This window comes from Streptococcus mitis (genome assembly GCF_047464965.1).
Taxonomy (GTDB): Bacteria; Bacillota; Bacilli; order Lactobacillales; family Streptococcaceae; genus Streptococcus; species Streptococcus mitis_DU.
In genome coordinates, this window is record NZ_JASHAT010000011.1 from 42,285 (window position 1) to 64,543 (window position 22,259).

Annotated in this window: 25 protein-coding genes, 1 tRNA gene, 1 pseudogene and 1 riboswitch; of the genes and pseudogenes, 7 read left to right on the plus strand and 20 right to left on the minus strand. The window is 39.0% G+C overall.

Features of this window, described 5'->3' with window-relative positions; translation table 11 throughout:
* Positions 1-2: 2 nt before the first annotated feature.
* Both QM408_RS08005 and QM408_RS08010 read right to left on the minus strand, forming a co-directional pair.
* Positions 3-890 (minus strand): nucleotidyltransferase domain-containing protein, encoded by an 888-nt coding sequence (locus tag QM408_RS08005; protein WP_001270697.1) that lies wholly within the window; start codon positions 888-890, stop codon positions 3-5.
* Positions 891-1,024: 134 nt separating this feature from the next.
* Positions 1,025-1,456, minus strand: coding sequence for a recombinase zinc ribbon domain-containing protein (locus tag QM408_RS08010; RefSeq protein WP_001178677.1), 432 nt, complete (start codon positions 1,454-1,456; stop codon positions 1,025-1,027).
* Between QM408_RS08010 and QM408_RS08015 the strand changes: the two are divergent.
* The 3 genes and pseudogenes from QM408_RS08015 to QM408_RS08025 all read left to right on the plus strand — a co-directional run.
* A pseudogene (locus tag QM408_RS08015) lies at positions 1,454-1,633 on the plus strand (Y-family DNA polymerase); the annotation flags it as partial. The gene QM408_RS08010 and the pseudogene QM408_RS08015 overlap by 3 nt on opposite strands.
* Complete coding sequence (locus QM408_RS08020) at positions 1,630-1,998, plus strand: hypothetical protein (RefSeq protein WP_125385808.1); 369 nt, start codon at positions 1,630-1,632, stop codon at positions 1,996-1,998. The pseudogene QM408_RS08015 and the gene QM408_RS08020, both read left to right, overlap by 4 nt.
* Positions 1,985-2,284, plus strand: a complete 300-nt coding sequence (locus tag QM408_RS08025) for a DUF5960 family protein (RefSeq protein WP_001072467.1) — start codon at positions 1,985-1,987, stop codon at positions 2,282-2,284. Before QM408_RS08020 ends, QM408_RS08025 begins: the two co-directional genes overlap by 14 nt.
* A gap of 117 nt (positions 2,285-2,401) precedes the next feature.
* Here QM408_RS08025 and msr(D) read toward each other — a convergent pair whose 3' ends face one another.
* The 13 genes from msr(D) to QM408_RS08090 all read right to left on the minus strand — a co-directional run bounded on the left by msr(D) (position 2,402) and on the right by QM408_RS08090 (position 15,061).
* A complete protein-coding gene (gene msr(D), locus QM408_RS08030; RefSeq protein WP_000420313.1) occupies positions 2,402-3,865 on the minus strand; it encodes an ABC-F type ribosomal protection protein Msr(D) in 1,464 nt (487 codons plus the stop codon).
* 119 nt (positions 3,866-3,984) lie between these two features.
* Positions 3,985-5,202 (minus strand): macrolide efflux MFS transporter Mef(A), encoded by a 1,218-nt coding sequence (mef(A), locus tag QM408_RS08035; protein ID WP_000417519.1) that lies wholly within the window; start codon positions 5,200-5,202, stop codon positions 3,985-3,987.
* 385 nt (positions 5,203-5,587) lie between these two features.
* The gene (locus QM408_RS08040) at positions 5,588-5,758 is read right to left on the minus strand and encodes a hypothetical protein (protein WP_000873143.1); all 171 of its coding nucleotides are present in this window, start codon (positions 5,756-5,758) and stop codon (positions 5,588-5,590) included.
* A 390-nt stretch (positions 5,759-6,148) separates the two neighbouring features.
* A complete protein-coding gene (rlmD, locus tag QM408_RS08045; RefSeq protein WP_414374198.1) occupies positions 6,149-7,504 on the minus strand; it encodes a 23S rRNA (uracil(1939)-C(5))-methyltransferase RlmD in 1,356 nt (451 codons plus the stop codon).
* A 73-nt stretch (positions 7,505-7,577) separates the two neighbouring features.
* Positions 7,578-8,552, minus strand: a complete 975-nt coding sequence (locus tag QM408_RS08050; RefSeq protein ID WP_203213196.1) for a DUF1002 domain-containing protein — start codon at positions 8,550-8,552, stop codon at positions 7,578-7,580.
* Between the two features lie 73 nt (positions 8,553-8,625).
* Positions 8,626-9,240, minus strand: coding sequence for a cell wall hydrolase Pmp23 (gene pmp23 / locus QM408_RS08055; RefSeq protein WP_000476368.1), 615 nt, complete (start codon positions 9,238-9,240; stop codon positions 8,626-8,628).
* A complete protein-coding gene (locus QM408_RS08060; RefSeq protein WP_000356125.1) occupies positions 9,240-10,214 on the minus strand; it encodes a nucleoid-associated protein in 975 nt (324 codons plus the stop codon). Before QM408_RS08060 ends, pmp23 begins: the two co-directional genes overlap by 1 nt.
* A 7-nt stretch (positions 10,215-10,221) precedes the next feature.
* Complete coding sequence (glyA, locus tag QM408_RS08065; RefSeq protein ID WP_000575482.1) at positions 10,222-11,478, minus strand: serine hydroxymethyltransferase; 1,257 nt, start codon at positions 11,476-11,478, stop codon at positions 10,222-10,224.
* 61 nt (positions 11,479-11,539) lie between these two features.
* Positions 11,540-11,971, minus strand: coding sequence for a GNAT family N-acetyltransferase (locus QM408_RS08070; protein ID WP_000945732.1), 432 nt, complete (start codon positions 11,969-11,971; stop codon positions 11,540-11,542).
* 1 nt (position 11,972) lies between these two features.
* Entirely contained in the window at positions 11,973-12,575 is a 603-nt protein-coding gene (locus tag QM408_RS08075) for an L-threonylcarbamoyladenylate synthase (RefSeq protein ID WP_000969268.1), read from the minus strand.
* Complete coding sequence (gene prmC, locus QM408_RS08080) at positions 12,559-13,395, minus strand: peptide chain release factor N(5)-glutamine methyltransferase (RefSeq protein WP_414374201.1); 837 nt, start codon at positions 13,393-13,395, stop codon at positions 12,559-12,561. The genes QM408_RS08075 and prmC overlap by 17 nt, the downstream gene beginning before the upstream one ends.
* On the minus strand, positions 13,395-14,474 hold the full coding sequence (prfA, locus tag QM408_RS08085; RefSeq protein WP_001028815.1) for a peptide chain release factor 1: 1,080 nt from the start codon (positions 14,472-14,474) through the stop codon (positions 13,395-13,397). Before prfA ends, prmC begins: the two co-directional genes overlap by 1 nt.
* The gene (locus QM408_RS08090; protein ID WP_000068129.1) at positions 14,471-15,061 is read right to left on the minus strand and encodes a thymidine kinase; all 591 of its coding nucleotides are present in this window, start codon (positions 15,059-15,061) and stop codon (positions 14,471-14,473) included. Before QM408_RS08090 ends, prfA begins: the two co-directional genes overlap by 4 nt.
* 123 nt (positions 15,062-15,184) lie before the next feature.
* Here QM408_RS08090 and QM408_RS08095 point away from each other — a divergent pair, with 123 nt between their 5' ends.
* On the plus strand, positions 15,185-15,367 hold the full coding sequence (locus QM408_RS08095; RefSeq protein WP_001117401.1) for a 4-oxalocrotonate tautomerase: 183 nt from the start codon (positions 15,185-15,187) through the stop codon (positions 15,365-15,367).
* 137 nt (positions 15,368-15,504) lie between these two features.
* The gene (mnmE, locus tag QM408_RS08100; protein ID WP_414374203.1) at positions 15,505-16,878 is read left to right on the plus strand and encodes a tRNA uridine-5-carboxymethylaminomethyl(34) synthesis GTPase MnmE; all 1,374 of its coding nucleotides are present in this window, start codon (positions 15,505-15,507) and stop codon (positions 16,876-16,878) included.
* Between the two features lie 46 nt (positions 16,879-16,924).
* On the opposite strand, the gene dapA is transcribed toward mnmE, so the two are convergent.
* The 4 genes from dapA to QM408_RS08120 form a co-directional block, all read right to left on the minus strand.
* Positions 16,925-17,860, minus strand: a complete 936-nt coding sequence (dapA, locus tag QM408_RS08105) for a 4-hydroxy-tetrahydrodipicolinate synthase (protein ID WP_261150417.1) — start codon at positions 17,858-17,860, stop codon at positions 16,925-16,927.
* Positions 17,861-17,916: 56 nt separating this feature from the next.
* Positions 17,917-18,993, minus strand: coding sequence for an aspartate-semialdehyde dehydrogenase (locus QM408_RS08110; RefSeq protein WP_371613518.1), 1,077 nt, complete (start codon positions 18,991-18,993; stop codon positions 17,917-17,919).
* Positions 18,994-19,373: 380 nt separating this feature from the next.
* Positions 19,374-19,446: transfer RNA gene (locus QM408_RS08115), tRNA-Thr, on the minus strand.
* A 99-nt stretch (positions 19,447-19,545) separates the two neighbouring features.
* The gene (locus tag QM408_RS08120) at positions 19,546-20,055 is read right to left on the minus strand and encodes a QueT transporter family protein (protein ID WP_031237144.1); all 510 of its coding nucleotides are present in this window, start codon (positions 20,053-20,055) and stop codon (positions 19,546-19,548) included.
* Positions 20,053-20,149, minus strand: a riboswitch (PreQ1 riboswitch). It overlaps the preceding gene by 3 nt.
* Positions 20,150-20,177: 28 nt before the next feature.
* Between QM408_RS08120 and QM408_RS08125 the strand changes: the two genes are divergently transcribed.
* A complete protein-coding gene (locus QM408_RS08125; protein ID WP_414374206.1) occupies positions 20,178-20,609 on the plus strand; it encodes a GtrA family protein in 432 nt (143 codons plus the stop codon).
* Between the two features lie 85 nt (positions 20,610-20,694).
* Complete coding sequence (gene mscL, locus QM408_RS08130) at positions 20,695-21,075, plus strand: large conductance mechanosensitive channel protein MscL (RefSeq protein ID WP_000910205.1); 381 nt, start codon at positions 20,695-20,697, stop codon at positions 21,073-21,075.
* A gap of 41 nt (positions 21,076-21,116) precedes the next feature.
* Here mscL and hemH read toward each other — a convergent pair whose 3' ends face one another.
* Positions 21,117-22,211 carry a ferrochelatase gene (gene hemH, locus QM408_RS08135; RefSeq protein ID WP_000709263.1) on the minus strand — a complete coding sequence of 365 codons (1,095 nt, stop codon included), beginning with the start codon at positions 22,209-22,211 and terminating at the stop codon, positions 21,117-21,119.
* Positions 22,212-22,259: the final 48 nt, after the last annotated feature.

Sequence of the window (22,259 nt, forward strand, 5' to 3'; positions counted from 1 at the left end):
TTTTATTTATAATCCAAAAATTCAATCATTCTAACTAAAAAAGTTTTTGTATCCTGTAAATTCCATTTCTGCTCTGAACGAAAAAGGTAATACATTCCACTTACTTCAACCCAATTTAAATTCACTTGAGACACTATGTAATATAACGCTTGCTGTAACAACCCTGTGTAGCTATTACTATTGAAAAACATCTGTTCAGGTATATTCCAGACCAAACATTCTATCAAATATGAAGAAATGCGTTCGTTTGTCAATCCTAGCTCCTGCATCTCGTTCTTAATATGCTTCATAATCCTAACTAAATATTTATATTTATAGTGAGTAGATTTATTCTTAGAGATACCATTTTGTATATGAACTTTAGGATAATTAATTACTTCATAATTTCCGTTTGAGGTAAAAAATTTGATGCCTTCAACAAATTTTTCAGATGACCTGCTACCAATATATCTATAATTTCGATATTGAAAACATGGGACTACATCTGCATTTACGTGATATGAGTTAGAATTAATATTGATACACTTATTGCCAATAGAAACTGATTCTGCACCAAATTTTGAAATTAACGCTTTAATCACTTCGTTTTTAAATACATTAGCATTGGTGCTGCTACTAGAGTAATTATAGTCTAGGTCCGATAACCCATCTACATACTCACAATAAAATAAAGATTTCACCATGATACAGATATCAATGTCGCTATTTTTCTTTACATTCGTATTATTTGCATAAGAACCTTGGGCAAAAATTTCATATTCATACTTTGAAGAGAGCCCACTCCTTTCTATTGCATCTTTAATCATTCCAATAGTATTTTCAACCCGTGTTTCTTCAGTGGCAGATAACGGCTTAATCCATGATTGTAATGCTTCTTCAGAATATCTCATTATAAAACAACTCCATTTTAGTTTTTTGGTTAATTCATAAAAAGTAACCGATATTAAAAAAATCCTACATATAATTATACCACTAAACAAGAAAAAAGGCTGCAAACATAGTGAACTATACTATGCCTACAGCCTTATAAATCAACTTCTGTTCCTTCCAAAAATCTAACGGTTATCTGTCCATCCTCCGAAATCAAAATACTATCTAGTACCTGACACATCTCAAAGGAATCATATTCCCAACACTCCTTATTTATCAATTCAGCCAGTAACACACTGTAATGCTTTTCTAATAACTGGTTTTCTTCCAAGATCTTATTCCACTTTCCATGCAACAAATCCATATTCTCACTCAGTAGTTTAACTGCCATCATTACAGCTTTCTCTAGTGTTCCCTCATCGATATGGTTATTCTGACAACCAATCTGTCCCTTTACCTTATAACGGTTGTTACACTGCCAAACTTTACGTTTGCCACGACTGGTCGTCCAGTTCTTACGTCCAAAAGCTGAACCGCATTCTGCACAGAACACCTTGGTAGTAAAAGGGTTGTCCTCATTTTGCATGATGTAGAAGAAATTGAAAAAGAAAATAGACTTCAGACAGCTATTGATGTTGTCAGAGAACAGTTTGGCTTTTTAGCCATACAAAAAGGAACCGTCCTAACTGAAGGTTCCTAAAATATTGAACGCAGTAAACTTATTGGCGGTCATTCCGCTGGTGGATTGGAGGGATTAAAATGATTGACCGTTCATCCTTACCATTTCAGTCAGCAAGAGAGTACCAGGATACAAAGATGCAAAAATGGATGGGCTTTTTCCTATCTGAGCATACATCAGCACTCTCTGATGATACAAACAAAGTAACGTACATGTCAGATTTGTCAATGGAGAAGAAATTATTACTCCTCAGTCAAGTATACGCTGGGCAGCTACGCACACGCATTCAAGTGATTGAAAAAAACAAGCGTGTTTCCTACACTGGAACAATACCAAGTCTGACCAAAGATTTCATTTTGATAAAAACTACAACAGGTCACATCAATTTGAAATTAAAAGACATTATTAGTATTGAACTTGTCGAGGAGGTGCTCTATGAATCAGCTTGAGTTTCAGCGTAATCACCTACAAATGGACTATTATAGCGAGAGCTACCAAGATTTTGAACGTGACTTCTACCGCTACTCTAACATGAATATTCCATTGACCTTCCTAACTGATGATATCCTAAAAACAATGGCGACTTCACGTAAGAATTACTTTGTCCTCAATAAGGAAAAGTCCAGAGATAACCGCGATCACTTCTTCATATTTGAAGTAAGTACCGTAGATGAGAATCCGCTAATCTATCATTATACATATAAGAAAACTACAATATATTTAGCAGAAAAATAGGAGCAGTTCAATTGACTGTTCCTATTTTTAATATTCATAAAATCTAAAGTCTTTATACTCTTTAACAATGGAGTCGCCAACCAGAACAGACTATACTGACCAGCGACTACCTTAAATTTAATGTTTCAGATTTATTTTCTTATCTCTAATTTCATAAACTACATCTGCTACATTTTCGAGTAATCGTTTATCGTGGGTGATAAACACGATAGTTCCGGTGTACTCCTTCATTAGTATTTCCAAAGCCTCTAAACTTGGTATGTCAAGGAAGTTACTGGGTTCATCCATTATTAGGATGTTATATCTACCCATGAGCATTTTAGCAAGCAACAATTTTATAATTTCTCCACCGCTTAAAACAGATAAACTTTTTCCAATATCGTTCTGTTTGAACCCCATAGATGCTAGCACTGAACGAATTTCTGATATATTGTAGTCACAATCCTTCTGCATAAACTCCATAACATTCTGATTACTGTTGTACTTGTAACCATTCTGTGCAAAGTAACCTATTTTTGCCTTAGGCGAAATAGAAATTCCTTCTTCATGGTTTAAGATCATTTGGATTAAAGTTGTTTTTCCGATTCCATTACCACCAGTTAACGCCACTTTTGCTCCTAACGGAATTTGAAAAGATGCATTTTCAAACAGAGCCTTATCCCCAAATACTTTATTAATTTCTGCACCGACTATAGGGTATGGATTATGGAGCTCCAATGCTTTACTTTGCCTGAAACGAATTCTGCGAATGCCTTCCGGAGCTTCTACTTTTCCTAAGGCCGCAATCCTGTGCTCTAGGGTTTTAGCAGCATTATACATCTTTTTTTCCTTACTTCCTATTGATTTTTGATGAGCTAAACGCCCTCCGTCTTCAGTACTTTTTTTCTTTGAAGAACCTTTTGCCTTCTGTTCTATTTTACGAGCCTGTTTTCGCTTTTCCTCCGCAGCCCTTTCCAATCGGGCACGTTCCGCAATAAATTGTTCGTATTCTGCAGCTTGGCTCTTACGTTCTTCCTCTTTCTGACGAAGATAATCAGAATAGTTTCCCCAATACTCAGTGATTTTGCCATCTTTCAGTTCCCATATTTTATCTACTATTTCATCAAGAAAATAGCGGTCATGGCTAATAACTAACAGTGCACCTGTAAAATATTTTAGCTGTCCTATTAGAAAATCAATTCCTTCACGGTCTAAATGGCTCGTAGGTTCATCCGCTAAAATACCATGAACCTGTGCCGATAAGGCCTGTGCTATTTTAAGCCTTGTTTCTTCACCACCGCTCATAGTCTGTATATTTAATTGCTCAACACCTAGCTTGCCTACAAGTGCAAAATCTTTTTCCTCCTGCAGAGTTACTTCGTCCAACTGGGGAATATAGGCAAGTTCACCCAGACGATTCATTTTACATCCTGGGGGAGTTAATTCTCCTAAAAGTACCCTGAGTAAAGTGCTTTTTCCAGCACCATTTGCTCCTACTAAACCAATACGGTCATAATCATATACTTCTAATTCATTTATATCTAAAACATCGCGTCCTTTGAATTCCACACGAATGTCTTTTGCTTTTAATATTAATTCCATAACATTTCCTCCTGTCTATAATCGCATGCTTTCATTTGCTTGTATGCAGGGAAAACCCTGCGATTTTAGCAGGAAGAGTTACATGAAAATAAGATACATAAATATTCCTCCAATATTGTTTATTTTAAATCTAATTTTCTAACCTCAGTTATCATTTGGCAAACTATAGCAATGCCAATAATTAAAATACCTGATAGTAAAAACCAATGATTTACACCGATTTTATCAGCAAAGAATCCAGAAAGAATTAACCCAATTGGCATAGCAAGTGACATGATACTTCCGATCAAAGAAAATACACGTCCTAAATATTCAGGCTTAATTTTCTCCTGAAAAAGAGCTGTTTGCACACCGCTATAAAATGGCACCGAAAGCCCCATTATTGCACAGCAAACTACGAATATTACAAATCCATTTGGAGGAAGTATTCCCGAAACGGCTAAACTGGTCCCCATTATAAAAAATGAACTTGTTATTAGTAATACATGCTTTTCGAAGCCCCCTAATCTTCCTAATAATAAGCCTCCTGCTAGCATCCCAAATGCAAAGGAAATTTCCGTAATAGAAATATGCACAGGCGTTCCATTAAAGTGTTCCATGCTTATTAAAGGAAATAGTGCATTGATTGGCATATAAACAAAAGTATATAGTGTTCCTAAGAGTAATAAGGCAAACAATCCTTTGTTTTGTCTCAGAACCACAACTCCTTCTTTCATCTCCCTTATGAAATTTGGTTCTAAACTTTGCACTTGATTACCCAGCTTAGGTATACGTACAATTGCTACCGTAATAGATGCAATCACAGCACCCAATACGTCGATGGCAATAATAGCATTTAAATCCCAAACGGAGTATAAGAGTGCTGCAACTGCCGGACTAACAATATAGCTTATAGACTGCAAAGACTGACTATAGCCTGCGCATTTCGTTAGCTGTTCTTCTGGTACTAAAAGTGGTGTAACCGCATTGAGTGCTGGGGTATGAAAAGCTGTTCCAATGCTACGGATAAACAATACTATCATAATCATCCAGACAGGTAGCTCCATACAGAATGCAACAATAGCAAGCACTGCACCAGCTGCTGCGATAATTAAATCGGCACCAATCATTATCTTCTTCCTATCATGACGATCCACTAGCACACCAATGGCAGGTCCCAAAATCGCATAGGGTAAAAAACCTACTAATGAAGCCATAGACAAGACCATCGCAGATCCTGTTTTTTCTGTAAGGTAAAAAATAATCGCCATTTGCAGGATGGCACTAGTGATTAATGATACTGCTTGCCCTGCCCATATTGCATAAAATTTTCGTTTCCAATTGTTGTATTTTTCCATTTATATTATCTCCTGCATATTATTTTGCTTGAATTTCTATTTTGAATAGCATTCTAGGCAATAAAAAATGCAGGCCAAACCCCACAATGTGGCTTTTGGTCTGCATACATACAATTTGGAAACATTCATATTAAAGACATAGTTAAATAAAGGTATAGTTAAATAACCAATATCCTCACCGTAACTAATGAATGCTCAATATCGTATAAATAAGCACAACAAAAAAGCCTATCATCGGGTATAGATTCTGCTTTTTTTATTGCCAGCTTATCTTAAACGCATTGAGGCTGTCATAGTTTCGGTTCCTCCTACATCTTTGTTTATATCAATTTATAGTATAACACAACAAGATGATATGTTCAATATAAAAGTTATGGAATGAGACTCATACTTCCAATTCGATGCCAGATTTAAAGGATATGACGAAGTTTTCTTCATAGACTGTAACGCTCTGGATTATCTTCCTTAGTAGCAAGCGATTAGCTTTCACAAAATCTTCTGTTTGTAGTTTTAAAAATTCATCAGGATTTTCTAACTCAACCTCAAAATATTTCATTTTACATTCCCTCATTTCATTTATTGATAAATTGAGTTTGCAAAAAAGAGTGGACAATTTTTGTCTACTCTTAACCTTTAAAATAGTTTTTTTTAATCGATTTGAAGTTGCCTAAATTATTACTTATTCGGTAAAATGAAGTATTGCTTTCAACAGATTTCCTTCAACTACACTTCACTTGATTCAAACAAGGTGGGTACATTTCTATTCCCACAAACTCCTTGTCAATGGAAACAAACACGTACCCACAGGGTAAATGGAAATAGAAACTGATAATTTCTAGCTATCACTTCTACTCATTCCAAAAATTTTCTCACTCTGATACTTACCCACCATAAAGCAAAAAGCCTTGCAATCAAGGCTTTCATTATCCCTTTCGTTCAAAGGTTTCTAAGCTTTTACGAGCAGAGCGACACACTCCACGTGGTGCGTTTGTGGAAAAAGATCCACCGGCTGGACTTTCTTCAACTCATATCCCAATTCTTGGTAGAGTTTGATATCACGCGCCATGGTTGCGACATTACATGAGATATAAGCGATGCGATCTGCTCCTGTTTGGCTACTTGCCTTGATAAAGCTTTCGGTTAAGCCCTTGCGTGGAGGATCAACCAAGATAACGGTTGGTTGAATTCCTTCCTTAAGCCAATTCTTCATGGCATTTTCAGCTGTGTCACAGACATAGTGGGCGTTTGAAATATTGTTCAGTTGGGCATTCTTTTTGCTATTCTCAACCGCTTCTGGAATTACTTCAACACCATAAACTTCCTTAACGTGTTTCGCAACAGAAAGACCAATCGTCCCGATACCAGAATAGGCATCAATAACCACATCATCTTCTTTTAATTCAGCAAAGTCAATGGCTGTTTGATAAAGCTTCTCTGCCATTTCAGTATTGACTTGATAAAAAGCGGGTCCAGCGATTTGATAGTCATTTCCCAACATCTGGTCAGTGATAAAGTCTTGTCCATAAAGTGTGCGCCATTCCTTACCAAAAATCGCATTGGTGTTCTGGTCGTTGATATTTTGCATGACAGACACAATCTCTGGGAACTGCTTGATTAATTGTTCAATTAATTGGTCAACACGAAAAACTTTGGGACGAGTTGTAACCAAAATAACCATGATTTGTCCTGAATAGTGCCCACGACGCACCACAAGGTTTCGAATCAAGCCAGATTGTTCCTTTTCATCATAAGGTTTCAAATCATAACGACGGAGCAAGTCGCGTAGGGCTACAACTACCTCGTCAATCACGGAATCTTGGATAAAGAAATCTTCTAGAGGCATGAGGTCATGGGAATTCTTACGGAAAAAGCCTGTTTCCAAGACACCATTCACTCGACGAACAGGAACCTGAGCTTTGTTGCGATACTTGACTGGATTTTCCATGCCAAGCGTTTCAGCAACCTCTATATCATCAATTCCAGCAATCTTGTAGAGACTATCCTTAACTTGCTTGGTTTTAAACTTGAGCTGTTCTGGGTAGGCAAGATGACCTAAATCCGCGATTCCTGAACGCAGGTAAGCCAAATCTAGATCTTGATTACGGTGTGGTGACGGGACAAGGTATTCTTCCACTTTCCCAAAACCAATCTTTTTATTAACCTTGAGAACTCGCATGAGAATTTTTTCACTCGGTAATGCATTCTCAACAAAAAATACCAAGCCATCTACCTTGGCAACTCCTGCCCCTTCATGGGTCAAGTCAACAATTTCAACTTCTACAATATCATTTTTCTTTAACATTCTCTTCTCTTTCTATTGGCCGACAAAAAAGACGGCAACGTTACGGTTACCATCTATTATACCATGAAATTTCTTAAGAACCAAAACTCTTGAAGAAGTTGACAATGGCTTGCCAGAGGGAGCTTAAGAAGTTACCACCGTCCTCTAGCGCCTTATCAGCATCAAAGTTAAGGTTGATATTTTTAAAACTGTCGCCAGCTTGTGAAACAATACTTTGTTTCAGGTCATTCAAGGTTTTAGTGAAGTCTGTATTGCTGAGGATATCACTCTTTGAGAGATTCAAAGCAAAATTGATGATGATATTGATCTGGTTTCCTGTTATAACCTGATCAAGTTTGTAATTTTTCAAGGTATCTTCAACAATTTTACGAACATCTTCCTCTGTCAGATTTCCCTTGCTTTCTTTAGCTTTGGCGAGTCCTGACTTGATATCGGCTAGGGCAACGTTTAATTTATTAGCATCATAGCCAGTTTTGTCCTTGTTTTCAGCATTAATATCTGACAAAGCCTTCAACTCTTCTTGAGCCAAATCTTTATTGGCTTGCGGTACCTTGGCTCCATTAGCCTCTAGCGAATAATAAATCCCTGCTAAAGCACTTTCTCCTGTAACTGGAATGGGGGCTGCTACAGTGATTTTGGCGTGTTCCACACCCAAAGTTACGGCTGCATTTCGGTACATATCCTGAGTCACCTTAGTGATGTTTTCTGGTGTTTCAATCTTGACCTCAAGTGGCGACTTGTCACCTAGTTTTTGAATCTTGGCTGATGAATACAACTGTAAACTAGAGTCATTAGCCACATTCATAATCTTAGAATAGACATCAGGTGTCATGGTCTTGAGTTCTTTGGTGTCTGTTGAGGCATTGTAGCCTAGTTTTTTAAGGGTTTGATTTTTTTGGTCTTCAGACAATGAAGAACCTAGGACATATTCGGGTTGGACGTAGGTTTCATCGATAACTTTTTGAACATCTGTTGCTGCATGGACGCTATTCATAGCTGTTACTGCCCACAAAACCGCAGCACTGGTCAGAAAGAGTTTCTTTCTCATAGGGAATTCCCTCCTTTACCTTTCTAGAGTAATATATCTATCTTAAAGAAAACTTATAACAAAAACACCTGGACTAGCCAGATGTTGAAAAGAGAGTGAAACATTTGATGATGTAAAGGTTGAGTTGTACCTGTCTAGAATAGTAATAGTTTCCTCCATTTACATAGAGTTCGGCTCCATGGAAAATGGAAATGGGGTGAATATAACTATAAGTCTTTCCAGTGGTATTGCCAAGCAAGGGAGCAACAGTCTCACGAGAATATTGTTTGGCCAGTGCTAGGGTGTTTTCCTTGCCGTTTTGGGCGATAAAATCGATATAGGCAGGTCCAAAATTATAGGCTTGAACAGCCGTCCAGACATCAACACCCTTCTTCTGGGCCAGATAGAGATTATCTGTCAGAGTTTGAACGCCTTGCCGAATGCTAGAGGCATTATCATTGATGGTGTTGGTGGAACCACTTGCAGACTCACTAGACTGCATGACGTCGCCTTCTTTTCCTTTTGTTTCAGTATAAATCATAGCGAGCACAAGCTCTTCGTTTGCTGGGGTATCTTTTTCACTCAAGATTTCTCGCACCATGGGTTGATAGGTCATGACTTGCTTGACATCTTGGTGAATACGGTAAGCTTTATATCCAGCAAAAAGGAAGACTGCTAGTACAAGCACTCTTCGAATTCGTTTAAACATTATTTACTTTGGATATCCTCGATATTTTTGATTAAGATAGAGTAGGTTCCATTGTCGTTTTGGATAAACTCAACAGACTCGGCGTCTTGATAGACGTTATTAGGAACTATGAGCTCAATTCCATTTGACAAAGAAAGTTTTTGGTTTTCAAATTTTTTAAGCTGACGACTGGCATCAATTTCATCAAATTGAACTGGTTCTGGTACGGCTTCTTTGACTTGATCAATAAAGCTCAAACGAGCCGTCAGATTGTTGTCAAAAAGGTCGTTGGCCAATTTTTCAGGTGATAATTCATTGCTTTCTTCTAGGTTGTTGAAAATCGCTGATTTGACCTTAGATTGAAATTGAAAATCATCTGTGTTAAAAGTCTCAGCAATTCGCTGTGCCGTTTTTTCCAGTTCCTTGATAGATTTCTTTGGAGAAATCTTAGGGGAAACGGCAAGAAGATTGTCTGAAAAATAGTTCAAGAAAGTCCCATTGTACTTGATGCGTTTTTCAATCAGATGGTACTTGCGACTCTGAAGATTGACCACCAAGGCCTCATCAGCACCCGTTCCAAATCCAGGCAGGTTATTCTGAGTCAGCTTGATTGGATTATCGACCTCTCCTCCGAGGTGGGTCAGGGTCTCACGCAGGGCAATTCGCAAGAAAGCGAAATGTTCCACGCCTTCTTTAGAAAATTGCACAAAAATCAAGTCATTGGTCTTGAGATTTTCAGAAATACTGAACTCTTCTTTCCAGAGATTAGCCAGTGTGACTGATGTCTCCAACAAATCGTCTGTGATATGATTGAAGAAGGGATTTTCTTCCTCGAAAATCCCAGTCTTGGCTTCATCTGAATACACACGCTCAATTTTTTTACGCAAGTATTCTTCGATTTTTGGAGTAATATTGAGAAGCTTATCCGCTAGGAACAGCTCGGTATCATCCGGGCTAAACTGATGGATAATAGCTTTCTTAATATAAATGTCCATAAAAATTTTAGTCCTCGTATAATGGGAAGGCATCTGTCAATTCTTTGACTGCACTTCTCACTTCTTCTAATACAGCCTCATTTTCTGCATTCTTAAGGGTTTTAATTATCAGTTCAGCAACTTTGCGACTCTCTTCTTCACCAAATCCACGCGCAGTGATGGCTGCAGATCCGATACGAATCCCACTTGTCTTGAATGGTGACAAGGTTTCGTAAGGGATTGAGTTTTTATTTAGGGTAATATTGACTTCATCCAGCAAGTTTTGAGCAACTTTTCCGTTTTCTACAACTTTAGTCACATCCACTAGGAAGAGGTGGTTTTCAGTCCCACCAGAAATGATACGGAAATCAGGATCTTGCAAGAAGACTTCTACCATAGCCTTGCTGTTTTTGATAACATTGGCAGCATATTCCTTGAAGGCTGGATCCAAAACTTCTTTGAAGGAAACTGCCTTAGCAGCAACAACATGCTCCAAAGGACCGCCCTGAATACCTGGGAAAATAGCTGAATTGATTTTCTTAGCAAGTTCTTCGTTATTAGTCAAAATCAAACCACCACGAGGTCCACGAAGGGTTTTGTGAGTCGTTGTTGTAGTGATATGAGCGTATGGTACCGGACTTGGGTGTAAACCAGCAGCAACCAAACCAGCGATATGGGCCATATCCACCATAAGCTTAGCCCCAACAGCATCTGCGATTTCACGGAATTTTGAGAAGTCGATAATTTGAGAATAGGCTGACGCACCAGCTACAATCAATTTTGGTTTTACTTCTTGGGCTTGTTTTAAGATAGCATCAAAGTCCAAGAGTTCCGTTTCAGGATCCACACTATAAGAAACAAAATTGTAGGTTTGACCAGAGAAGCTGACAGGAGCTCCGTGGGTCAAGTGTCCACCTGCTGCCAAATCCATCCCCATAACAGTATCGCCCGGTTCAATCAAGGCCATGTAAGCCGCACAGTTGGCTTGGCTTCCTGAGTGAGGTTGCACATTGGCAAATTTAGCACCGAAAATTTCTTTTGCACGTTCAATAGCTAGACTTTCTACCACGTCTACCACATCAGTCCCACCATAGTAACGGCGTCCTGGGTAGCCTTCGGCGTATTTATTCGTCAAGATAGACCCTTGAGCTGCCATAACAGCCTTGGAAACTACGTTTTCCGAAGCAATCAACTCAATGTTGTTTTGTTGGCGTTCTTCTTCTTTGGCAATAGCATTCCAGAGATCAGCATCATATGCTTTAAAATCATCTTTGTCAAAAATCATAGGTCTTCTCCTTTATTGTGTGACTAGTCCATTAGTTTAATTCTCTTATAAGAAAATTAAACTAAAAGATGCGAATAAACCGTTTCTGCATTTTATCACAAGTATAACCAACTTTTTCATAAAATGCATGAGCACCCAGACGATGATCGGCAGAGTTTAAGCGGATAAACCCATAACCACGTCTTTTTGCTTCTTGATCCAACCCTTGCAGTAAGCTTTTACCAATACCTTGACCTTGCGCTTGAGGTGAAACTGCTAAGGCTAAAATATTAAATCCTGCTTTAGAATAAAGTGATTCATAGACCTCAGCGTGGACATATCCAAGTAAGACATGACTAGCTTCATCCTCATAGCCAAGAAGGAAATGATGGGAATCCTGAGACAGTTTAGCTAGTTGACTAGCCGTGTCCTCTGGACTAAAAGAATAGCCCAAAGCTTCTTGGTTAATGTCACATATAGATTTCACATCTGTTTCTCTTAAATTTCTTAGCATTTCATGCCTCCTCAAAAGAAATCTCTGGCAACCGAGCAAGAATATCTTCTCGCTTAATGGCCCCTTGACGTAAGATTTTCACCTTGTCTCCAGACAGATCCAAAATAGTTGAATCCTGTCCAGTTAGAAAAGCATCGTCTTCCAGACCCAGAACCTCTTGGTCAAAATCCTCTAGAATTTGATTAAAGGTCACTCCACTTTCCTGACCTGAAATATTGGCAGACGGCCCAATCAAGGGTCCTGTCTCTCGAATCAAATCAAGGGTAGTGGGATGACTAGGCATCCGAAATCCAACAGTTGCAAGACCAGAATTGACCCAATAGGGAACTCGGTCATTAGCTTCGAGAATAATGGTTAAGGGACCTGGTAAAAAGGTCTCTACAAGTTTTTGTAGATAAGTTGGCTGATTCTTAGAAAAGTACAAAATGTCCTCTAGAGAGGCGATATTAAGATTGAGCGCCTTGTCTCTGGGACGACGTTTAATCTGGTATACATGATTAACTGCTTTTTCGTCTAGAGCCTTGGCAAAAAGACCGTAAACTGTCTCTGTAGGTAGAACGACAGCTCCACCATTTTCCAACTCTTGTTTAATCCTGTCCATCATCAACCACGACCATCCTATCTTGACCAAATTGATCCTTAAGTGTTCTTACACGTTTTTCAGGAAGATGCTTCCTAAAAAGTTCAGGAACACTTTGACCTTGCTTGTATCCAATTTCAAGGTAAATCTTACCACCATCTTTGAGATAGTCTTTTGCATCTTCCGCAATTCTACGGTAAATAGCTAGGCCATCCTCGTCTGCAAAGAGAGCTAGATGAGGCTCCGAATGCAAAACATTCAAACCGACCTCTGACTCATCTTCACGAGAGATATAGGGTGGATTGGAAACAATTATATCATATTTTTCAGAAATTTCTGTAAAACAGTCAGATTTTTTTAAAAATATTTGAAGATTTTGATTTTTAGCATTTTCGTTAGCTAAATCTAAAGCATCTTGGGAAATATCTGCTGCTGTCACTGACCAATCTGGTCTGTTTTTTGCTAGAGCGAGAGCAATAGCTCCACTACCTGTTCCAATATCCAGAACTGAAAGATTCGTCTCAGGATTTTCAGCCAGAATAAGCCCCACCAACTCCTCTGTTTCTGGACGAGGGATCAATACGCGCTCATCAACTTTTAACTGCATTCCATAAAAATCTGTCTGTCCAATGATGTACTGGGCAGGTTTATGAGCCACTAACTGTTGGAAAATTTCTTTTACAAATTGTTTTTCTGCCACTGTTACCTCTTGCTGAAGAGCAAAGACAAAGTCCGTAAAAGAGAAATTTTTTATGCTACGATAGACAAAAGAGAGGCTTTCAGCTTCCTCTCCTTGTCTAACCAACTCTTCTTCAAAATCTGAAAATAATTGAGCTAATTTCATTATTTGTTTAATTCTTCTAGTTTTTGCGTTTGGTCATAGAGCACCAAGGCGTCCACAACTTCATCCAATTTACCAGACAAAATGGTATCTAGTTTTTGGAGGGTCAAGCCGATACGGTGGTCCGTGACACGGTTTTGTGGGAAGTTATAAGTACGAATCCGTTCTGAACGGTCACCAGTACCGATTGTCGACTTACGCTCAGCGTCTTGTTCGTCTTGTGCAATCTGAGCAAAGTGGTCAGCAACACGCGCACGGATGATTTTCATGGCTTTCTCACGGTTCTTCTGCTGGGTACGTTCTTCCTGCATCTCAACCTTGATATTGGTTGGCAAGTGAACGATACGAACGGCAGTCGCAACCTTATTGACGTTCTGTCCACCAGCACCAGAGGCGTGATAGATATCAACACGAAGGTCTTTTGGATCAATGTCGTATTCAACTTCTTCCACTTCAGGCATGACAAGAACTGTGGCAGTTGATGTATGGACACGACCTTGGCTTTCTGTCACAGGAACACGTTGCACACGATGAGCACCAGATTCGTACTTGAGTTTAGAGTAAACAGATTGCCCCGAAACCATGGCAACCACTTCTTTGAAACCACCGACACCATTCATAGAAGCCTCCATGACTTCAAAGCGCCAGCCTTGAGCTTCAGCATACTTTTGGTACATGGTTAGCAAATCTCCAGCGAAAAGTGCTGCTTCGTCTCCACCAGCGGCGCCACGGATTTCAAGAATGATGTTCTTGTCATCGTTTGGATCCTTTGGAAGGAGCAAAATTTTGAGTTTTTCTTCGTATTCTTCTTTTTCAGCCTTGGCATCTTTGAGCTCTTGCTTGGCCATTTCTTCCAAGTCCGCATCCCCGCCAGATTCTTTAATCATCTCTTCTGCATCAACGATGTTTTGAAGGACTTGTTTGTACTCACGGTAGGCAGTTACCGTATCACGAGTAGAAGCCTCTTCTTTTGAAAGCTCCATGAAACGCTTGGTGTCCGAAACCACATCTGGGTCACTGAGCAACTCTCCTAATTCTTCATAACGGTCTTCTACAGCTTGTAGTTGATCATAGATGTTCATTTTTCTTCATTCTCCTTATTGATTTCAGGGGCAAAATAATGTTTACGGCAAACTGAGATATAGGTTTCATTTCCACCGATCTGAATTTGTTCGCCATCATAGACTGGCACACCATCTTGAGTTCGCAACACCATAGTCGCCTTTTTCTTACAGTACTGACAGATGGTCTTGATTTCTTCAATCTTGTCTGCTAAGAGCAAGAGGTATTTTGAACCTTCGAACAACTCATTGCGAAAGTCATTCTTCAAACCAAAAGCCATGACGGGTATATCTAACTCATCAACAACACGAGCTAGGTCATAAACATGATGACGCTTGAGAAACTGGGCTTCATCAACCAACACACAGTAAGGTTTTTCTGGTAAATCTCGGATATAACCGAAGATATCAGTTGTTTCCTCAATCGCAATGGCAGGGCGTTTCATACCGATTCGACTCGACACATAGCCAACACCGTCACGCGTATCAAGAGCTGAGGTCATAATCACAACACCTTTTCCTTGCTCCTCATAGTTATAGGCTACTTTAAGAATCTCGATTGTCTTACCAGAGTTCATGGTCCCATAACGATAGTACAACTGTGCCATGTTTCTTGCTTCACGTCCATTTCTAAATTTTTGCTACATTCTAGTATATCATAATTTTCTTAAGCTTTAAACGGCAAAATGTGGTAAAATAGAAGAAATCAAAAACTAGTGGAGGAAGCCATTATGCCATTTGTACGCATCGATTTATTTGAAGGACGCACGCTCGAGCAAAAGAAAGCTCTTGCTAAGGAAGTAACGGAAGCTGTTGTCCGTAACACTGGAGCACCTCAATCTGCTGTCCATGTCATCATCAATGACATGCCAGAAGGAACCTACTTCCCACAAGGGGAAATGCGCACCAAATAAGCTAGCTTAAGCAGAATTGCTTAGGCTTTTTCAATCTCCAAGTAACATCCATTGAAGAAATAGTTCAAATTTGTTACAATTTGAAAGGATACTTGGGAAAATTTCCAAGAAAAGAGCTATTAATTAAAGGAAACATTATGATTACACGTGAATTTGATACCATCGCTGCCATATCTACTCCACTAGGTGAAGGGGCTATTGGTATTGTCCGCCTGAGCGGAACAGAAAGTTTTGCTATTGCGCAAAAGATTTTTAAAGGAAAAGACTTGAGTCAGGTTGCTAGCCATACCCTTAACTACGGTCACATCGTTGACCCTCAGACAGGAAAAGTCATGGACGAGGTTATGGTCGGAGCCATGAAATCTCCAAAAACCTTCACTCGTGAGGATATTATTGAAATCAACACTCACGGTGGGATTGCGGTGACCAATGAGATTCTCCAACTAGCAATCCGTGAAGGAGCTCGGTTGGCAGAACCTGGTGAATTTACCAAACGTGCCTTTTTAAACGGTCGCGTAGATTTGGCACAGGCTGAGGCAGTGATGGACATCATCCGTGCAAAGACAGACAAGGCCATGAACATTGCGGTCAAACAATTAGATGGTTCCCTTTCTGACCTCATTAACAATACCCGTCAAGAAATCCTTAACACACTTGCCCAAGTCGAGGTTAATATTGATTATCCTGAGTATGACGATGTTGAGGAAGCCACTACTGCTGTTGTCCGTGAAAAGACTATGGAGTTTGAGCAATTGCTAACCAATCTCCTTAGAACAGCCCGTCGCGGCAAAATCCTCCGTGAGGGAATTTCAACAGCTATCATCGGACGCCCCAACGTTGGGAAATCAAGCCTTCTCAACAACCTCTTGCGTGAAGACAAGGCAATCGTAACCGATATTGCTGGTACAACTCGAGATGTCATCGAAGAATACGTCAACATCAACGGTGTTCCTCTAAAATTGATTGACACAGCTGGTATTCGTGAAACGGATGACATCGTGGAACAAATCGGAGTTGAGCGTTCGAAAAAAGCTCTTAAGGAAGCTGACTTGGTTCTGCTTGTACTAAACGCTAGCGAACCACTGACTGCTCAAGACAGACAACTTCTTGAAATTAGCCAGGATACCAACCGCATTATTCTACTTAATAAAACAGACCTACCTGAGATCATCGAAACCGAGGAACTTCCAGAAGATGTCATCCGTATTTCAGTCCTTAAAAATCAAAACATTGATAAGATTGAAGATAGAATCAACAACCTCTTCTTTGAAAATGCTGGTTTGGTTGAGCAAGACGCAACCTACCTATCAAATGCTCGTCACATTTCCCTGATTGAAAAAGCAGTTGAAAGCCTACAAGCTGTTAATGAAGGTCTTGAACTGGGGATGCCAGTTGATTTGCTTCAAGTAGATTTGACTCGCACTTGGGAAATCCTCGGAGAAATCACTGGAGATGCGGCTCCTGATGAACTTATTACCCAACTCTTTAGCCAATTCTGTTTAGGAAAATAAGAAAAATCCATGATCGTTCTTGCGGTCATGGATTTTATTGTCTTTATTAGTAATCTGGTCTTAGGACACCTGTTACAGTTGCCTTAGTTGCTTCGTAGTCGCCATCTACGACAACCTTGATAATACGTTTGGCATCTTCTTCTGGTGCTGGAACAAGAGGTAGACGAGTTGGGCCAGCTTCAAATCCCATATAGTTGAGAACGGCCTTAACTGGAGCAGGACTTGGATATGAGAAGAGGGCATTAACCTTAGGAATGAATTTGCGCTGAATAGCTGCAGCTTTCTTCATATCGCTTTCTGAAATGGCAGTAAACATCTCGTGCATCTCATCCCCATTTGTATGAGAGGCAACAGAAATAACCCCATCCGCACCAAGGTTCATGGCATGGAAAGCATCTCCATCCTCACCAGTATAGACCAAGAACTCTTCTGGTTTGTGCTCAATCAAGTAAGCCATATTAGCCAAGCTAGTACATTCTTTGACACCAATAATATTTGGATGGTCAGCCAAACGAAGCATGGTTTCTGGAGTTAATTCTACAACTACACGCCCTGGAATGTTATAGATAATAATTGGTAGGTCAGAAGCATCTGCAATGGCCTTAAAATGCTGATACATTCCTTCTTGAGAAGGTTTGTTGTAGTAAGGAACAATAGCAAGTCCAGCAGCAAAACCGCCAAATTCCGCTACTTCTTTGACAAACTCAATAGAGTCACGCGTATCATTAGTACCTACACCCGCAATCAAAGGTACACGTCCATTGACAATCTTCTGTACAGCTGCAAATAGCTCCAATTCTTCATCGTGAGTCAAAGTTGGACTCTCAGCTGTCGTCCCTGCGAGAAGAATTCCATCCGTATGATGGCTCAATAAATGCTCAATCAAGGCTGGAATAGCGTCAAAGTTGATGGAACCATCCTCATGGAAGGGAGTAATAAAGGCTGTGATGATTTTACACTCTTTTAAATCTTGATAAGACATGAGAAACACCTCTCTATTTCAAAGAAGGAGTTCATCTGAACTCCTAAACAATATGACTATTTTAATTCAAATTTCAATTCAGCTGTTGGACGAACCAATCCACGTTCGTGAAGAGTTTCTGCAATCTGAACTGAGTTCCAAGCAGCACCTTTGAGAAGGTTATCTGAAACAACCCACATGTGAATTCCTTTTTCTGCATCCAAGTCTTTACGGATACGACCAACAAAGGTATCACGTGAACCCACGGCATTGATGGCTTGAGGATAAATTTGATGAGCTACATCATCTTCAAGAACAGCACCTGGGAAGGCTGAGATAGCTGCTTTTACTTCTTCGATTGGAGCCACTTCTTTTGTTTCGATGTAAACTGACTCAGAGTGAGCTGACAAGACTGGAATACGCACACATGTTGCAGATACTGCAATACTGTCATCTTCCATAATTTTCTTAGTTTCCTTAGTCATCTTCATCTCTTCGTAAGTGTAATCATTGTCAGTGAAGACATCGATTTGTGGAAGAGCATTGAAGGCGATAGGATAGTGTTTCTTGTCCCCACCTGAAGGCAAGATTTCGGCATGTAAATCACGTGGGGTTACACCATCATTCAAGACTTCACGAAGTTCACGTTGTGTCTCAAGAATTGCTCCCATACCAGCACCTGAAACTGCTTGGTAAGTTGAAACAATGATACGGTCCAATCCCCATTTTTGGCGAACTGGCTCAAGAGCCACCATCATTTGGATTGTTGAACAGTTAGGGCAGGCAATGATACCGTTGTGAGCATCAAGTGCATGAGCATTGACCTCTGGAACAACCAAAGGAACATCTGGATTTTGACGGAAGTAAGATGTATTATCTACTACTACCGCTCCAGATTTAACTGCGTATGGTGCATATTTAGCTGATGTAGAACCACCTGCTGAAAAGAGAGCAATATCAACTCCTTCAAAGGCTGTTTCAGTCGTTTCTTCAATCGTAATATCTTGATCTTTAAATTTCAAAGTCTTGCCTGCTGAACGTGCAGAAGCAAGTAAACGAATTTTATCGATTGGAAGTGTTGATTCTTCCAACATTTTTATCATCTGAGCTCCGACAGCACCTGTCGCGCCGACTACAGCAACTGTATATCCCATAAATAACCTCTTTCGGAATTTTCTAAAAATTTCTATAATAGATGTATTATACTACTTTTTCCATGAATTGCAAAGCTTTTTCATCATTTTTTGGAAAATAAAAATCCCCAGTCGCTAGACTAGGGACTAAGAGGCATCTTCATGTGATGAGCAGGTTCACACAACTCATCAAGGTCCGCTCCTGCGTTATGACCTCCTTATGCTCAATAGTAGTCCGAAGACTACCTATCGACTCATCGCGTCTATTATATTACTAGAAATAAGTGGTTTTGTCAATAAGAAATTTTTGCAGGATGACTTTTATTATACAAAAGTCAGAATTTTTTCTCGCGAGCATAAGAAAAAAACTCTTGTATTCAAGAGTTTCCCTGAAAATATTATGCTAATTGCCGGGATTGAACCGGCGACCTCATCCTTACCATGGATGCGCTCTGCCAACTGAGCTAAATCAGCTTACTTGAAGAGTATACTATAATCAGAAAATCTTGTCAAGTTTCCTTAGATATTTTCCATAAGAAAAAGCCAGGCAAGAGCTACCTAGCTTGTCTTCTTCTATTTGCTTAAATCGATTCGACGACCAATTTTACCGATAATAATCGCTCCAATAATTAATGAGGCAAATTCACCAATTCCTGTTGTAAACCAAGTAAGGAAAAATGGTAATTGCGCTACCATATTCAACTCGGCAGCGATAGTAAACATAGAAATCGAAAAGAGGATTGAAAAGAAAAAATGATCTTTTCGAATTAATCCGTTAAAGAGGTAATCTTTGCTGTATTTTGCAAAGAGCCAAACACCTAGACTGAGGAATACTAAGGTTGATCCACCACCAACAAAGACATCTAGCAGTCCGAAGCTAAAGAAATTAGCAATCATACAACCGATGGTAACTCCTATGATGTACTTAGGATTGTAAAAAGCCATAAAGTTCATCATTTCTGAGATACGGAACTGATAAGCACCATAGCTAATGGCATTTAGGGGTGGTGTGACAGTTAAAACGACATAGATAGCAGCAACGATTGCAATATCTGCAACATCACGAATAGTTAATTTTTTCATGTTTTCTCCTTTGGCGGTTTCCCGCGTGTAATATGCTTGGTGAAAGAAGCTAAGCACCAAGGGTTGATTCAATCAACCTTACTAGTATAGCACAATAGCCTGCTTTATGCTATACTAAAAACATGAAAATTTGTATTCAAAAATTTCTTAGCAATGAAGTCTTAGCCTATCTCTTTTTTGGTATAGTGACTACTCTTGTTGCTATACTATCACGATTAGTCATTTATCAACTAAGTCATCAAGAACTCCTTGCGACTACCTTGGCAAATATTATCGGTATCCTCTTTGCATTCATTACAAATGATACAATTGTATTTAAGCAAGCTAGGCAGAATTGGTCAATCCGTTTAGTAAAATTTACTATAGCACGTCTTTCTACTTTTCTGTTAGACTTGTTTTTAACTTTTCTCTTTGTAACTCAGTTTCCTAATATTATCGGGCAATTTGTAAATAATAATATTAATAGAGTGAATCGTATTGAAACAATTATTGCACAATTCTTAATAATTATCCTCAATTACATTTTTAGTAAGGTATTTATTTTTAAAAAATAAGAAAAATTTTAAACATATAGCTTGCAAGAATTTCTTAATTAATATATAATTAAGTGTAAGAGTTTTTTGAAAGGAAATTATGAAAATGTTAAAAGATCTTAAAGCATTCTTGCTTCGTGGTAATGTTGTTGACCTTGCTGTCGGTGTGATCATTGCCACTGCTTTTGGTGCAATCGTTACATCACTTGTTAACGATATCATCACTCCACTTATTTTGAATCCAGCCTTGGAAGCTGCGAAAGTACAAAACATCGCTGAGCTTGCTTGGAATGGTGTTACATATGGTAAATTCTTGAGTGCTGTTATCAACTTCCTAGTTATCGGTACTGTTCTCTTCTTCGTTATCAAAGGAATTGAAAAAGCTCAAAGCCTTACTAAGAAAGAAGAAGCTGCTGAGGAAGCTCCAGCTGGTCCAACTGAGTTGGAAGTACTTCAAGAGATCAAAGCTCTTCTTGAGAAAAAATAATCAATTAAAAGGATCTAGCACAAAGCTAAATCCTTTTTTCTTTACTCTTTTGGTAACTTACCTGCTTTTTCAAGCATTTTCTTAATAAGATAAGGCATCTTAACATTTTCACGACCTTTTTTCTCAATCAGTTTTTTCACAAATTCCGGCATTTGTAAATCTTGAGATTCAGCCAAAATATTTTTCGTCTCATCTGACGGAACTAACTCATCAAAGGTTTCTTCTTCTGGGAGAAATTCCTTAAACTCTTTGTTCTCATTAGCTCTGACGGTATTGACCAAGGCATCAATCAAGCGAGAATCTGTATTTGGCATTGGTGGACGATGGTAGTTTACTCCAAATTCCTGACATAAATCATAACATTCCACATCATTGTCAAACAAGACTTCAATGTGCTCACTGATAAAACTAATAGGTACAAAAATATAATGGTCTGGATGTTCTTTCTGTTCTCTGAGATACTCTAAAACATCTGGTTTAATCCATGGAATACCAATATCACTCTCACTCTGCCAAGTGTTGGTATATTGTTCTGAACTCAAACCTAGTTTTTCAGCGACTAGCTTGCTATTTTCAAAAATTTGGTCTATATAAGGATCACCAAAGTCCAAGGCAAAAATAGGCACACTATGGGCTGAAAAGATGACTTTAAAGCTGTCTTGCTTTACTTCTTCTTTTAAAATCTTACCAATTTCATCCGCCCAATAGTTTAAGAGTGCTTCTTCCTGATACCAGTCCTTAATGACCAAAAATTGAATTTGTTTGCTTTCTAAAAATTTTTCATAGCCCATGACAGAGTAGAAAGAATAATGAGGCTCCAAAATCAAGCAGATACACTGTTCAATGCCGTCTGCTTCCATCTGACCGATCACATCTGGAATAAAGGGACTGGAAAATTTATTGGCAAAATAGACACTATATTCATTACCCAGTCTAGCTTCTACCAAGGCAACCTCTTCACGCGTAATTCTTTGCAGAGGTGTGCCTCCAATTCGTACATAATTATCATAGAGAGTTTGAATCTCGTGGTCTTGAGGTCTCACCCCACGACGAATATTTGTGAAAAAATCAGCCACACCTTCAAAGGTAATCTCTTCTGGTGAACCGAAGGTCATCATTAAAATTGCTTTTTTCATAACTGCTTCCTTGTGATGTTTTTATCAAGTTTATTTTATCATTAATTC

Coding starts and splice junctions, on each gene's coding strand:
- QM408_RS08005 (WP_001270697.1), bottom strand. CDS start 890: ATGAGATATTCTGAAGAAGCATTACAATCATGGATTAAGCCGTTATCT.
- QM408_RS08010 (WP_001178677.1), bottom strand. CDS start 1,456: ATGCAAAATGAGGACAACCCTTTTACTACCAAGGTGTTCTGTGCAGAA.
- QM408_RS08020 (WP_125385808.1), top strand. CDS start 1,630: ATGATTGACCGTTCATCCTTACCATTTCAGTCAGCAAGAGAGTACCAG.
- QM408_RS08025 (WP_001072467.1), top strand. CDS start 1,985: ATGAATCAGCTTGAGTTTCAGCGTAATCACCTACAAATGGACTATTAT.
- QM408_RS08040 (WP_000873143.1), bottom strand. CDS start 5,758: ATGAAATATTTTGAGGTTGAGTTAGAAAATCCTGATGAATTTTTAAAA.
- rlmD (WP_414374198.1), bottom strand. CDS start 7,504: ATGTTAAAGAAAAATGATATTGTAGAAGTTGAAATTGTTGACTTGACC.
- QM408_RS08050 (WP_203213196.1), bottom strand. CDS start 8,552: ATGAGAAAGAAACTCTTTCTGACCAGTGCTGCGGTTTTGTGGGCAGTA.
- pmp23 (WP_000476368.1), bottom strand. CDS start 9,240: ATGTTTAAACGAATTCGAAGAGTGCTTGTACTAGCAGTCTTCCTTTTT.
- QM408_RS08060 (WP_000356125.1), bottom strand. CDS start 10,214: ATGGACATTTATATTAAGAAAGCTATTATCCATCAGTTTAGCCCGGAT.
- glyA (WP_000575482.1), bottom strand. CDS start 11,478: ATGATTTTTGACAAAGATGATTTTAAAGCATATGATGCTGATCTCTGG.
- QM408_RS08070 (WP_000945732.1), bottom strand. CDS start 11,971: ATGCTAAGAAATTTAAGAGAAACAGATGTGAAATCTATATGTGACATT.
- QM408_RS08075 (WP_000969268.1), bottom strand. CDS start 12,575: ATGATGGACAGGATTAAACAAGAGTTGGAAAATGGTGGAGCTGTCGTT.
- prmC (WP_414374201.1), bottom strand. CDS start 13,395: ATGAAATTAGCTCAATTATTTTCAGATTTTGAAGAAGAGTTGGTTAGA.
- prfA (WP_001028815.1), bottom strand. CDS start 14,474: ATGAACATCTATGATCAACTACAAGCTGTAGAAGACCGTTATGAAGAA.
- QM408_RS08090 (WP_000068129.1), bottom strand. CDS start 15,061: ATGGCACAGTTGTACTATCGTTATGGGACCATGAACTCTGGTAAGACA.
- QM408_RS08095 (WP_001117401.1), top strand. CDS start 15,185: ATGCCATTTGTACGCATCGATTTATTTGAAGGACGCACGCTCGAGCAA.
- mnmE (WP_414374203.1), top strand. CDS start 15,505: ATGATTACACGTGAATTTGATACCATCGCTGCCATATCTACTCCACTA.
- dapA (WP_261150417.1), bottom strand. CDS start 17,860: ATGTCTTATCAAGATTTAAAAGAGTGTAAAATCATCACAGCCTTTATT.
- QM408_RS08110 (WP_371613518.1), bottom strand. CDS start 18,993: ATGGGATATACAGTTGCTGTAGTCGGCGCGACAGGTGCTGTCGGAGCT.
- QM408_RS08120 (WP_031237144.1), bottom strand. CDS start 20,055: ATGAAAAAATTAACTATTCGTGATGTTGCAGATATTGCAATCGTTGCT.
- QM408_RS08125 (WP_414374206.1), top strand. CDS start 20,178: ATGAAAATTTGTATTCAAAAATTTCTTAGCAATGAAGTCTTAGCCTAT.
- mscL (WP_000910205.1), top strand. CDS start 20,695: ATGTTAAAAGATCTTAAAGCATTCTTGCTTCGTGGTAATGTTGTTGAC.
- hemH (WP_000709263.1), bottom strand. CDS start 22,211: ATGAAAAAAGCAATTTTAATGATGACCTTCGGTTCACCAGAAGAGATT.